The organism is Pseudomonas sp. RIT778 (assembly GCF_019718735.1).
GTDB classification, from domain to species: Bacteria; Pseudomonadota; Gammaproteobacteria; order Pseudomonadales; family Pseudomonadaceae; genus Aquipseudomonas; species Aquipseudomonas aphyarum.
This window is the reverse complement of record NZ_JAIHBA010000037.1, coordinates 1-12,148: the sequence shown is the minus strand read 5'-3', so window position 1 is coordinate 12,148 and position 12,148 is coordinate 1. Positions and strand designations below refer to the sequence as shown.

Annotated in this window: 11 protein-coding genes, 1 pseudogene and 1 riboswitch; of the genes and pseudogenes, 5 read left to right on the top strand and 7 right to left on the bottom strand. The window is 62.0% G+C overall.

The window, feature by feature from the left end:
- A pseudogene (locus K5E37_RS24245) lies at positions 1–462 on the top strand (hypothetical protein); the annotation flags it as partial.
- Positions 463–486: 24 nt separating this feature from the next.
- On the opposite strand, the gene cpdA reads toward K5E37_RS24245, so the two are convergent.
- The 3 genes from cpdA to K5E37_RS24230 all read right to left on the bottom strand — a co-directional run bounded on the left by cpdA (position 487) and on the right by K5E37_RS24230 (position 2,468).
- Positions 487–1,302: a 3',5'-cyclic-AMP phosphodiesterase gene (cpdA, locus tag K5E37_RS24240; protein ID WP_085608479.1), complete on the bottom strand. Its 816-nt coding sequence runs from the start codon at positions 1,300–1,302 to the stop codon at positions 487–489.
- Positions 1,303–1,407: 105 nt separating this feature from the next.
- Complete coding sequence (locus K5E37_RS24235; RefSeq protein ID WP_007952222.1) at positions 1,408–1,860, bottom strand: DUF1249 domain-containing protein; 453 nt, start codon at positions 1,858–1,860, stop codon at positions 1,408–1,410.
- Positions 1,851–2,468, bottom strand: coding sequence for an NUDIX domain-containing protein (locus K5E37_RS24230; protein WP_007952223.1), 618 nt, complete (start codon positions 2,466–2,468; stop codon positions 1,851–1,853). The genes K5E37_RS24235 and K5E37_RS24230 overlap by 10 nt, the downstream gene beginning before the upstream one ends.
- A 221-nt stretch (positions 2,469–2,689) precedes the next feature.
- Here K5E37_RS24230 and K5E37_RS24225 point away from each other — a divergent pair, with 221 nt between their 5' ends.
- Positions 2,690–3,436 (top strand): RsiV family protein, encoded by a 747-nt coding sequence (locus K5E37_RS24225; RefSeq protein ID WP_085608478.1) that lies wholly within the window; start codon positions 2,690–2,692, stop codon positions 3,434–3,436.
- On the opposite strand, the gene cytX is transcribed toward K5E37_RS24225, so the two are convergent.
- Together cytX and thiC are read right to left on the bottom strand one after the other, a co-directional pair.
- Positions 3,405–4,697, bottom strand: coding sequence for a putative hydroxymethylpyrimidine transporter CytX (gene cytX, locus K5E37_RS24220; protein WP_221535365.1), 1,293 nt, complete (start codon positions 4,695–4,697; stop codon positions 3,405–3,407). The two genes, K5E37_RS24225 and cytX, sit on opposite strands and share 32 nt — an antisense overlap.
- A 190-nt stretch (positions 4,698–4,887) precedes the next feature.
- Complete coding sequence (gene thiC, locus K5E37_RS24215) at positions 4,888–6,777, bottom strand: phosphomethylpyrimidine synthase ThiC (RefSeq protein ID WP_085608476.1); 1,890 nt, start codon at positions 6,775–6,777, stop codon at positions 4,888–4,890.
- A 146-nt stretch (positions 6,778–6,923) separates the two neighbouring features.
- Positions 6,924–7,029: riboswitch (TPP riboswitch) on the bottom strand.
- Positions 7,030–7,225: 196 nt separating this feature from the next.
- On the opposite strand from thiC, the gene K5E37_RS24210 reads away from it, so the two are divergent.
- Positions 7,226–8,659, top strand: a complete 1,434-nt coding sequence (locus K5E37_RS24210) for a TolC family outer membrane protein (protein ID WP_085608475.1) — start codon at positions 7,226–7,228, stop codon at positions 8,657–8,659.
- Between the two features lie 30 nt (positions 8,660–8,689).
- On the opposite strand, the gene waaA is transcribed toward K5E37_RS24210, so the two are convergent.
- The gene (gene waaA, locus K5E37_RS24205) at positions 8,690–9,970 is read right to left on the bottom strand and encodes a lipid IV(A) 3-deoxy-D-manno-octulosonic acid transferase (RefSeq protein ID WP_221535364.1); all 1,281 of its coding nucleotides are present in this window, start codon (positions 9,968–9,970) and stop codon (positions 8,690–8,692) included.
- An 11-nt stretch (positions 9,971–9,981) separates the two neighbouring features.
- Positions 9,982–10,884, bottom strand: a complete 903-nt coding sequence (locus tag K5E37_RS24200) for a LysR family transcriptional regulator (protein ID WP_007952236.1) — start codon at positions 10,882–10,884, stop codon at positions 9,982–9,984.
- Positions 10,885–10,986: 102 nt separating this feature from the next.
- Here K5E37_RS24200 and K5E37_RS24195 point away from each other — a divergent pair, with 102 nt between their 5' ends.
- Together K5E37_RS24195 and K5E37_RS24190 are read left to right on the top strand one after the other, a co-directional pair.
- Positions 10,987–11,319 (top strand): multidrug efflux SMR transporter, encoded by a 333-nt coding sequence (locus tag K5E37_RS24195; protein WP_085608473.1) that lies wholly within the window; start codon positions 10,987–10,989, stop codon positions 11,317–11,319.
- Between the two features lie 129 nt (positions 11,320–11,448).
- Positions 11,449–12,148: FAD-binding oxidoreductase (locus tag K5E37_RS24190; RefSeq protein ID WP_221535363.1), on the top strand; the 700-nt coding region annotated here is incomplete at its 3' end.

Sequence of the window (12,148 nt, the reverse complement as noted above, 5' to 3'; positions counted from 1 at the left end):
GCTATAGAGCATGCGGAAATCACTCATGACTGGTTCGAAGAAAAACGCGTGACCGCAACGCTGCTGGATGGCAAAGGCATTGCGATTGAAGATGTCCGGTATGCGGATCTGGTAGCGTTCATCATCCTCAAGGCGCTTGCATTCGACAGCCGTGGAGAACCCAAGGACGCAGGCGATCTGATTCACGTCATGCAATACGCCGGCCCTGCGCAATACATATCCGATCAGTTCCTGATCAAGCTCCAAAGTGGCAAACATGCTGATGCTCTGGAAGCAGGCCTGGACGCTCTGCAAAGAAAATTTGCGGAAGGAAATGGTGTGGAAGGATACCTTTTGACCGGCCCGGTGCTGTATGGCCAGTTCATCTACGGCAACGATGAGGAAACTTCAGAGCAGCGCATTCGAGCCCAACGATATGCAGCCGGTCTCGTGACGCAAGTGCTTCGATTGATCCGCACCTGAGGTGAACCCGCACGGACGAAGAAATCAGTAACCGTCGGAGCCGTAATCAACCTGAAAATCGAAACCCGTGACACGCTCTACACCGGTCTCGATCCGCCCATCCGGCAGCAATCGCAACCAGCGATACCCCGGTGCCTGTTCGCCGACCTTGAAGTCTTCGCTGCCTGGCTCGAACTGAATGCAGGTCGACGGCGACGCCATCAGCCTTACGCCGTTGCGTTCGCGGTCGATCTCCTGATGGACATGTCCCCACAGCACCGCACGGGCCTGCGGGAAACGGTCGAGCACTTCGAAAAACGCCTCGGGATTGCGCAAGCCGATCGGCTCCATCCAGGCGCAACCGATCGACACGGGATGATGGTGGAAGCACACCAGATGATGGCGATCCGGCGCTTCGCTCAGGGAGCGGGCGAGCAATTGCAGTTGGTCATCCTGCAAATACCCCGGCACCGATCCGGGCACCGCCGAATCGAGCAGGGTCACGCGCCAGTTGCCGACATCCACCACGGACTCCAGCAGCGCGCTCTTCACAGTCGCCTGAGCCATGATCTGCGGTTCGTCGTGGTTACCGGGGATCCAGCGGGCCGGCGCATCGATCTGTGCCGTCATCTGCCGGAATTGCTGGTAGGACTCCAGCGTACCGTCCTGGGACAGGTCGCCGCTGGCAACGATCAGGTCGATCCGCGGTTGCTGTTCGAGCACCAGCTCGATGACTTTTTGCAGGCTCTCGCGGGTGTTCATGCCCAGCAGCGTTCCGTCCGCCTCGGCGAACAGATGACTGTCAGAGAGTTGCACCAGCAACGCCGTGTCGGCGGTGGTCAAAGTCGATACGCTCGGCAAGGCGTTCTCCCCCGGGATCGCGGGACTGGATAGGTGCGGCAATTATGCGGGGGGACAGCGCAAAGAGAAACCGGCGAACCGGACGCAGTTCACAACTTGCGGCGGTTATCGGACCGCCGCGTATTCGTGTCCGCACGCCAGGCAATGACTCAGCCATTCGCCCAGGAACAGATTGAGCTGGGCCTTTTCGTCCGGCTGATGCATGGCCGCATTCGGGTAAGGATAGACGCCGCGAAAACGTCGCGCATGCTCGGCGCTGATCACCTCGGCCATGCGCGCGTCGTGATAGACCTGCACTTCCAGTTGCGGCACCGGCAGCCACGGCAGGCTGTGTTCCTGACGCACTTGCAGGGTCGTGGTGTACGGACAGGCCTGCAGCACTTCCAGGGTCAGCACGCCGAGCATCTGGTCGCCCTGGGTCACGGCGATGCGCCGTGCCTCCGGGTCGCTGCGCATGTCCGGCAACAGTCGCATCAGGCGCGCGTAGTTCGCCTCGCAGGCGGCTTGCAGGCCCACGAGGTCGACGCGGTAGCGATCGCGCAGCTTGTTTACGACCATAGCCCCCTCACTTCGGCGCGATTGAGCGCCAGCCACTGCAAGGCGATGATGCTCGCCGCATTGGCAATCCGTCCGTCACGTACGGCCTGCAAGGCATCTTCAAAAGCCCAGACCGTGACGCGAATATCTTCAGCTTCTTCCTCCAGCCCATGCAGGCCGCCCGCGCCTTCGGTGCTGCAACGCCCCAGATACAAATGCACGAATTCGTTGCTGCCGCCCGGCGATGGAAAGTATTTGGTCATCGGCCACAGGGCCTTGATGTCCAGCCCAGCTTCCTCCTGTGCCTCCCGGTGAGCAACTTCTTCCGGCTGTTCGTCCTTGTCGATCAGACCGGCGACCAGTTCCACCAGCCAAGGGTTGTCCGCCTTGCCCAGAGCGCCGACGCGAAACTGCTCGATCAGCACCACTTCGTCGCGCTGCGGATCGTAGGGCAGCATGCACACCGCATCGTGGCGCACGAACACTTCACGATTGATTTCGCGGCTCATGCCACCGGCGAACAGTTCGTGGCGCAAGTGCAGACGGTCGAGCTTGTAGAAGCCCTTGTAGCACTGCTCGCGTCGCACGATATCGACGGCGGTCGGAATGGCTTTGGCAAAATCGGTCATGAGCATCCTCTTTACTGCAAATCCAATACGAGGCGCCTTACCTGCGACCTCGACTTCGCGCCATCCTAACGCGCCCGTGACGTTTGATGCAGCCCCTTTACTGTCAGCGGGATGGACGGTGGAGGCGAAACCCACTCTAATTAGCTTAGTGGCGAACTGACCGCTTCGTTGAGAGTCGAAGCGGTAACTTTTTGCCTTCCCCTGCTTCAGAAAGGACGCCCATGTCGCTTTTCAAAATCGCCTCCGTGGCCGCCATCGCCCTGACCCTGGGCGCTTGCGCCAGTCTGTTCCAGCCCAACTACCGCACGCCGCTGGAAACCACCCGCGACGCCTCGGAAACGCTGAAACCCGGTTGCTCCAACCCGGACTGCCCGCTGGTGAACATCGATACGTTGCGCTTCCCGGCAGAACCGGCGCTGGACGGCATCATCGAAAAACGCCTGCTGCAAATGACCCGCACCGCACCGAACGCGCCGGTGGCGCCGACGCTGGCAGCGTATCGCGAGCAGTTCCTGGCCAACGCCGGCCCGCGCAACAGCAGCTATTTGCAGGCGAAAGTACGCGAGCAGCATGACGGTCTGGTGATCATCGAAACCTCGAGCTACCTGGACACCGGCGGTGCCCACGGTACGCCGGGACGCGGTTTCATCAACTATTCGCGTCAGCAGCACAAGGTGCTGACCCTGTCGGACATGCTGCTGCCGGGTCAGGAAGAGGCGTTCTGGAAAGCCGCGCAGGTGGCGCACAACAGCTGGCTGATCAGCACCAAGCTCGATCAGGAACCGGAGTTCGTGAAGAGCTGGCCGTTCGTCAAAACCCCGAACGTGGCGCTGACCTACGGCGGCGTGATCCTCAAATACGACGTGACCACCATCGCGCCTTATGCGCTGGGCCACGTCGAACTGAAGATCCCTTACCCGCGCCTGAACGGCATTCTCAAGCCCGAGCTGTTTCCCGGCCGTAACTGAAAGCCCGGCCAAGCACGAGTTGCAGCAACCCTGCCAGCACCAGCGCCGGCAGGGTCGCGCCGACATCCGGATACAGATTGGCCAGCAAGTGATAGGTGCTGATACCACCCAGCCAGGCCAATAGTGCCGGCCAGCGCAATGCGGCCGACGCCACTTGGGCACTGCGCTTGCGCAGGATGAAGTGATCCACCAGCACCACGCCGAACAGCGGCGCAAACACCGAACCGATCAGCAGCAGGAAGTTCTGGTATTGCGCCAATGGCGCAAGCAAGGCGATCAGGGTGCAGATCACGCCGATGGCCAACGCCAGATGCTCGACTTTCAGGCGCAACAGAATCCCGCTGGAAACCGCGGCCGAGTGAATATCGGCGAAAGCGTTTTCCGACTCGTCCAGCAAAATCAGCAACAGCGGAATGCCCAGACCTGCGCCGGCCAGCGCCAGCAGCAGCGCGTTGACTTCACCGCTCGGCGCGAAGGCCAGGGTGTAGGCCACGCCGAGGCTCATCAGCCAGAAGTTGCCGATGAAGAAACCGATTGCCGTGCCGCCGAATACGTTCTTCGCCCGCTGGCCGAAACGCGAGTAGTCGGCGATCAGTGGCAGCCACGAAAGCGGCATCGCAATCGCAATGTCGAAGCCCACGGCGAGCGGCATCGAGCCATCCCCGGCCTGTGCCCACAAGGCGGCGAGGTCAGCCTTGGCGAACAGGTTCCAGGTCAGCCAGATGCACGCGGCCAGAATCAGCCAGATGCCCCACTTGCGTAGAATCTTGCGCACAAACGTCAATGGCCCGCTGACCGCGAGCAAGGTCGCCAGCGCACCAAAGCACAAAGTCCACAGCATCGGACTGGCCCACAGCGAACCTTCGCTGAACGCACGGGTGCCGAGCAGGCTGGCCGCATCGCGCATGACGATGATTTCGAACGAACCCCAACCGATCAGTTGCAGCAGGTTGAGCAGCGCCGGCAGGCTCGCGCCTTTACTGCCGAGGCTGAGTTTCAGCGCGGCCATCGACGACAGGCCGGTGTCGCTGCCGATCACGCCAACGGCGGCCAGCAACAGGACCCCGACCAGGGTGCCGAGGAAGATCGCCAGCAGCGATCCCGACAGGCCCAGCCCCGGCGCCAGCAATGCACCGGTCTGCAAGACCATCAGGCCGATGCCGAGGGAAAACCACAGGGAAAACAGATCGCGACCGCCGAACACACGCTGGTTGGCGGGCACGGCGAGGTCGGGGGAATAAGTACCGGGTTGAATGCTCAAGGGTGTTATCTCAGAGGGACATTTGTTGTTGTGCTGACCCGTTGATCGTTCCCACGCTCTGCGTGGGAATGCCTCTAGGGACGCTCCGCGTCCAGTGACGCGGAGCGTCACGGCTGCGTTCCCACGCAGAGCATGGGAACCATCGGTGCGGACGGTTCGACGCCTAGACGTGGGAACGATCAGTGTGGGATCAAACTTTCTTGTACAGCTGACTGCCTTCCTTCTTGAACCGCTCGGCCTGTTCCGCCAGGCCCTGGGCGACGTCCACGTCGACCGCGTCGATCCGCTGGTTGGCCGCGTATTCGCGGACTTCCTGAGTGATCTTCATCGAGCAGAATTTCGGCCCGCACATCGAACAGAAATGCGCGACCTTCGCCGAATCCTTCGGCAGGGTTTCATCGTGATACGAACGGGCGGTGTCCGGATCCAGACCGAGGTTGAACTGGTCTTCCCAACGGAATTCGAACCGCGCCTTGCTCAAGGCGTTGTCGCGGATCTGCGCGCCCGGATGCCCCTTGGCCAAGTCCGCTGCGTGAGCGGCGATCTTGTAGGTGATGATCCCGGTCTTCACGTCATCCTTGTTCGGCAGACCCAGGTGTTCCTTCGGCGTCACGTAGCAGAGCATCGCGCAACCGAACCAGCCGATCATCGCCGCACCGATGCCGGAGGTGATGTGGTCGTAGCCCGGTGCAATGTCGGTGGTCAGCGGGCCGAGGGTATAGAACGGCGCCTCGTCGCAGCACTCCAGCTGCTTGTCCATGTTCTCTTTGATCAACTGCATCGGCACGTGGCCCGGGCCTTCGATCATGCATTGCACGTCGTGCTTCCAGGCGATCTTGGTCAGCTCGCCGAGGGTTTCCAGTTCGCCGAATTGCGCTTCGTCGTTGGCGTCGGCAATCGAGCCCGGACGCAGGCCGTCGCCCAGCGAGAAGCTGACGTCGTAGGCCTTCATGATTTCGCAGATTTCGTCGAAGTGGGTGTAGAGGAAGTTCTCTTTGTGGTGCGCCAGGCACCACTTGGCCATGATCGAACCGCCACGGGAGACGATGCCGGTCACGCGCTTGGCGGTCAGCGGCACGTAGCGCAGCAACACGCCGGCGTGGATGGTGAAGTAGTCGACGCCCTGCTCCGCCTGCTCGATCAGCGTGTCGCGGAACAGCTCCCAGGTCAGGTCTTCGGCCACGCCGTTGACCTTTTCCAGCGCCTGATAAATCGGCACGGTGCCGATCGGCACTGGCGAGTTACGGATGATCCATTCGCGGGTTTCGTGGATGTGTTTGCCGGTGGACAAGTCCATCACGGTGTCCGAGCCCCAGCGAATGCCCCAGGTCAGTTTCGCCACTTCTTCTTCGATGGACGAACCCAGCGCGCTGTTGCCGATATTGCCGTTGATCTTCACCAGGAAGTTACGGCCGATGATCATCGGCTCCAGTTCGACGTGGTTGATGTTGGCCGGAATGATTGCGCGGCCACGGGCGATTTCTTCGCGCACGAACTCAGGAGTGATTTCTTTCGGGATGCTCGCGCCGAAGCTGTGGCCGGCGTGCTGCTGCTTCAACAGACCGGCAGCGCGGGCCTCTTGCAGCTTCATGTTTTCGCGGATGGCGACGTATTCCATCTCGGCGGTGATGATGCCTTTGCGCGCGTAGTGCATCTGGCTGACGTTGGCCCCGGCCTTGGCGCGGCGCGGGTTGTTGACGTGGGCGAAGCGCAGCTTGGTCAGCTCCGGATCGGCCAGACGCTCCTGGCCGAAGTTCGAGCTCAGGCCTGGCAGGCGCTCGGTGTCGCCACGGTCGTCGATCCACGCCGAACGCACGTCGCCCAAGCCTTTGCGCACGTCGATCACCACATTCGGATCGGTGTAAGGGCCGGAGGTGTCGTAGACGGTGACCGGCGCGTTGATTTCGCCGCCGAAGTCGGTCGGGGTCACATCGAGGGTGATTTCGCGCATCGGCACGCGGATGTCCGGGCGGGAGCCCTGAACGTAGACTTTTTGCGAACGGGTGAACGGCTTAACCGACTGCTCGTCGACCTTGGCCGAGTCACTCAGGTTGATCGCGTTTTTAGATTTTGTAGTCATCACGGGCTCTCCAGACAGCATCCAGGCAGTGGATTGTCGGAGCAGAACCTGAAAGGCACGGACGCACCAGGACTGGTGCTGTGCATCGTCGTCGAGCGTTCGATTGTCGAACAATATCCCGGACGAAGCACAAGAGGACTCGCCGGGTGACGAGAAATCTTGTTCCCTACGCAGGCGCTAACCTGATCAGGTTCAACGGGATCCGAAATTATTCGATCTCAGCCTCATAGCAAGGCACCCCGACAAGAACCCGGCCAGTCTAGACACAACCGGCAAAGAACGCCAACACCGCTGCAAACACCATGATGAATGGCGCAATTGGCAGATTGTTGCCTGCCGCCTGCGCAACTACACTCGCTACGCCATGCTGCGCCTTGACGCTGCATGGGCCGCGCCTTACCTTTGGCGCCCGGATTACTTCCATAATATTCATGCTAGGGATCGCCTCATGCTGCGCAAACTCTCACTGGCTGTTGCCGTGTCTTGTGCGTCCACCGCCACGGTCTGGGCAGCAGAAGCGCCTTTATCGACCAAGACTGATCTGGTCAGCGTCTATCAGGAAGCGGTCGACAACAACGCCGACCTGGCCGCCGCCCGCGCCCAGTACGGCGCGCAGAAAGAAGTCGTGCCCCAGGCCCGCGCCGGGCTGCTGCCGAACCTGTCCGGTGGCGCCCAGGTCGCCAATGTGCGCACCGACATCGATCAGCCGTCGGCCGTCGCCAACCGCAGCGCCCAGTCGTATCAGGCGACCTTGGCGCAACCGCTGTTCCGCGCCGATCGCTGGTTCCAGTACCAGGCCGCCAAGGACGTCAACGAGCAGGCCGCGCTGCAACTCTCGGCCACCGAGCAGAACCTGATCCTGCAGACCGCCGAAAGCTACTTCAACGTGCTGCGCAGCCAGGACAACCTGGCCTCGACCAAGGCCGAGGAAGCCGCGTTCAAGCGCCAGCTCGACCAGTCCAACGAGCGCTTCGATGTGGGCCTGTCGGACAAGACCGACGTGCTGCAATCGCAAGCCAGTTACGACACCGCGCGGGCCAACCGGATCGTCGCCCAGCGTCAGGTCGATGATGCGTTCGAAGCGCTGATCACCCTGACCAACCGTCAGTACAACTCGATCCAGGGCATCGTCCACACGTTGCCGATCCTGCCGCCGGCGCCGAACGACGCCAAGGCCTGGGTCGATACCGCCGCGAAACAGAACCTCAATCTGCTGGCCAGCAACTACGCGGTCAGCTCCGCCGAACAGACCTTGAAACAACGCAAGGCCGGCCACCTGCCGACCCTCGACGCCGTGGCGAAATACGAGAAAGGCGACAACGATTCGTTCGGCTTCAGCAACCCGAATGCCTTCGGCACGCCGTATGGCGGCAACGTCGAACAACGCACCCTGGCGTTGCAGGTGAACATCCCGATCTACAGCGGCGGGCTGACCAGTTCCCAGGTGCGCCAGTCATACGCGCAACTGGATCAGACCGAACAGCAACGTGAAGGCCTGCGCCGGCAGATCGTCGAGAACACCCGCAACCTGCACCGCGCGGTGAACACCGACGTCGAGCAGGTACAGGCGCGCCGCCAGTCGATCATCTCCAACCAGAGCGCGGTGGAAGCCACGGAAATCGGTTATCAGGTGGGGACGCGCAACATCGTCGACGTACTCGACGCCCAGCGTCAGCTCTACACCTCGGTGCGCAACTACAACAACACCCGCTACGACTACATCCTCGACAACCTGCGCCTGAAGCAGGCGGCGGGGACGTTGAACCCGGGTGATTTGCAGGATCTGACGCGTTATCTGAAAGCCGACTACAACCCGGACAAGGATTTCCTGCCACCGGATCTGGCCAAGGCTGCCGAAGCCCAGCTCAAGGCCCGGCCTTAAACAAAAACGCAGCCCTGAGGCTGCGTTTTTTTATGGGCGGTCGATCAACCGTCCCAGGCCATCGAGCAAGCGCTGCAACGCGCCCTGATTGCGGCGCATCACGCTCAATCCGGCTTCGGCCATACGCTGTGCGTCGCGCGGCAGTTCGAACAGACGCTGAACTTCTGTCGCCAGACCTTCGGCGTCATCGACCTCGGCCAACGCCCCGGCGCTGCGCAATTGCGCGGCGATGTCGAGGAAGTTGAACAGGTGGGGGCCGCTGATCACCGGTTTCGCCAGCGCTGCCGGCTCCAGCAAGTTGTGGCCGCCGTTGGGCACCAGGCTGCCGCCGACGAACGCGCTGTCGGCCAGGGCATAGAGAAACAGCAATTCGCCCATGGTGTCGCCGAGCAGCACCGAAGTCTGTGCATCGACGCTTGCGCCAGTGGAGCGACGCACCGTGGCAAAACCTTCACGCTGGCACAACTCGAACACCGAGTTGAAACGCTCCGGGTGACGCGGCACCAGAATCAGCAGCGCATCGGGATGGTTGGCCAGCAAACGACGGTGAGCGTTCAGCACCACCTCGTCTTCGCCTTCATGGGTGCTGGCGGCGATCCATACCGGTCGCTCCAGCGCCTGCCATTGGCCGCGCAGTTCATGGGCACGTTGCAGCAGTTGCGGATCGATGGTCAGGTCGAACTTGATCGAGCCGGTGACTTCGACTGTCTCCGGGCGCGCACCGAGATCGCGGAAGCGCTGGGCTTCGGCCTCGGTCTGCACGGCGAACAGACTCATCTCGGCGAGCATCGGCGCGGTCAGTTTGCTGAATCGGCCATAGCCTTTGGCCGAACGTTCGGATAGGCGCCCGTTGGCCAGCGCCACCGGAATCCCGCGTTTGGCGCATTGGTGAATGTGGTTGGGCCACAGTTCGGTTTCCATGATCACCGCCAGTTTCGGCTGCACGCGATCCAGAAAACGCGCCGCCGCGCAGGGCAAATCGTAAGGCAAGTAGCAATGCTGGATGCGCGGCTCGTTGGCGAACAGCGCGTGAATGCGTTCCGAACCGGTCGGCGTCATGCAGGTCACGGTGATTGGCAGCTGTGGATAACGTTGCAGCAGCGCGCGAATCATCGGCGCGGCGGCGATGCTTTCGCCCACCGACACGGCGTGAACCCAGATGCCCCCAGGTTGCAGCGTCGGCATGCCGTAGGAGAAACGTTCGCCAATCCGTTTGGCATACGCCGGCGCCTTGCGCGAACGCAGCCACAGCCGAATCGCCACCAATGGCAGCCCCAGATAAAACAGCGCGGTGTAGAGAGTTCTATTCATGGCGGCGGAGTTTATCGGCTTTTGCCGCCGATCGCCCGCAGGTGTATGGCAAATCGCTCCGCCAGCCAACGGGCGGCCGGCCCGAGGGGTTCGTCGCGGCGCCAGACCAGCTCCACCACCAGCGCCGGCGGCGTCCATTCGCTGTCGAGTTCCACCATCAGGCCCTGATACGCCGAATACTGCACCACATGGCGCGGCAGCCAGGCCCAGCCGAGGTCACGCACCAGCCATTCGGCCATCACGTAGAAACTGTCGGCACGCCAGACCTGTGGGCTGGCCGGTTCGCTGCCGGGATAGACGCTGGTCTGAGTCGACATCAGCAGTTGCCGATGCTGAGCAAGCTGCTGGCAGTTGACCCGGGATTGCGCCGCCAGCGGATGATTGACACCGCAGACCGTGACCATTTCCACGCTGCCCAGCACCCGACGCTCCAGCGCTTCGGGGATTTCGTCGTGATAGAACAGCAGCCCGAGATCGGCCCGACGCTCCACCAGTTTGCGCGAGACTTCACCCTGGGCGGCGCTGGTCAGTTGCACCTCCAGACTCGGAAACTGCTCGGCCAGTGCGCCGAAGCTTTCCACCAGCGCCTGATAAGGCATCGCCTCGTCCTGGGCCACCCGCAGTTGTGCTTCCTGCCCGCGCATCATGGCCACGGCCCGACCGTTCAGGCGCTCGCACTGGCGCAACACTTCACGCGCCTCTTCAAGCAAGGCTTCACCCGTTTCGGTAAGACTCGGCTGGCGACCACTGCTACGCTCGAACAGACTGACACCGAGGTCGTCCTCGAGCATGGCAATCGCGCTGCTGATCGCCGACTGCGCCTTGCGTTGCTGACGCGCCACGGCGGAAAACGAACGCTGTTCGGCCACCGCGACGAACACCCGCAACTGCTCCAGATTCCACTGCATGCTCATCGGCCAACCCATCTTGTAAACAGATAGGTAATGACTTTACCCCATCTGGTGAATCACTAGAATGCCGCCTCAGAAAGCAACGCTACACACGAGGATTTGAACATGAACGCTTACGTCTACCTGGCCATCGCCATCTGTGCCGAAGTGATCGCGACCGTTTCGATGAAAGCCGTCAAAGGTTTCAGCACGCCATTGCCACTGGTGCTGGTCATCGTCGGCTACGCCATCGCGTTCTGGATGCTGACCCTGGTGGTGCGCAGCGTGCCGGTGGGCGTGGCCTACGCGGTGTGGGCCGGCATGGGCATCGTGATGGTCAGCGTCGCGGCGCTTTTCATTTATGGGCAGAAGCTGGATGTCCCGGCAATGCTCGGGATGGCGCTGATCGTGCTCGGCGTGGTGGTGATTCAGCTGTTCTCGAAAACCGCCGGCCATTAATCCTGACCTAAGCCCTTGCAGGCAATCGTGCCGGCAAGGGCTCATGCCTTCCCTCTGTTGATCATCGACAAATCCCCTTTTCCCCGAGTCTGTATACTGCGCCCTCGTCTTGAACACTGAGGTCGTTGCATGCCATCTCCAATTTCCACCGACGTGCTGATTGTCGGCGCGGGTGTCGCCGGTCTCTGGCTGAACGCGCGCCTGCGTCGCCAGGGTTTCTCGACCGTGCTGGTGGAAAGCGCCAGCCTCGGCGGCGGGCAGAGCGTGAAGTCCCAGGGCATCATTCACGGCGGCGCCAAGTACGCGTTGCACGGTGCGCTGACCGGCGCCTCGGAAGCCATCGCCGACATGCCGCGCCGCTGGCGTGAAGCCCTGGCCGGTAACGGCGAACTGGATCTGAGCGGCGTGCGCCTGCTGTCCGAAGCCCATTACCTGTGGTCGCCGGGCACCCTGGCCGGCAACCTCACCAGTTTCTTCGCCAGCAAAGCGGTGCGTGGCCGGGTCGATCAGGTCAAGGGCGATCAACTGCCGCCGGCCCTGCAAGACAAACGCTTCAAGGGCAAGGTCTACCGCCTCGCCGAACTGGTGATCGATGTACCGAGCCTGATCCAGCGTCTGGCCGACCTGTCGGGTGACGGTCTGCTGGCCGGCCAGACCATCGAGCCGCTGCTGGAAAGCGGCGTGCTGGTTGGCTTGAAAGTCGATGGCCGCGAGATCTGCGCCCAGCGCATCGTGCTCAGTGCCGGTGCCGGTACCGCCGACCTGCTGACTGCTTTGGGCCTGACTCATCCGGCCATGCAACGCCGGCCACTGCACATGATCATCGCCA

Bases quoted from the DNA above. Each gene is read 5' to 3' on its own strand.
- K5E37_RS24230 (WP_007952223.1), bottom strand. From the start codon at position 2,468: ATGACCGATTTTGCCAAAGCCATTCCGACCGCCGTCGATATCGTGCGA.
- K5E37_RS24235 (WP_007952222.1), bottom strand. From the start codon at position 1,860: ATGGTCGTAAACAAGCTGCGCGATCGCTACCGCGTCGACCTCGTGGGC.
- waaA (WP_221535364.1), bottom strand. From the start codon at position 9,970: ATGAATAGAACTCTCTACACCGCGCTGTTTTATCTGGGGCTGCCATTG.
- K5E37_RS24225 (WP_085608478.1), top strand. From the start codon at position 2,690: ATGTCGCTTTTCAAAATCGCCTCCGTGGCCGCCATCGCCCTGACCCTG.
- K5E37_RS24210 (WP_085608475.1), top strand. From the start codon at position 7,226: ATGCTGCGCAAACTCTCACTGGCTGTTGCCGTGTCTTGTGCGTCCACC.
- K5E37_RS24200 (WP_007952236.1), bottom strand. From the start codon at position 10,884: ATGAGCATGCAGTGGAATCTGGAGCAGTTGCGGGTGTTCGTCGCGGTG.
- K5E37_RS24195 (WP_085608473.1), top strand. From the start codon at position 10,987: ATGAACGCTTACGTCTACCTGGCCATCGCCATCTGTGCCGAAGTGATC.
- thiC (WP_085608476.1), bottom strand. From the start codon at position 6,777: ATGACTACAAAATCTAAAAACGCGATCAACCTGAGTGACTCGGCCAAG.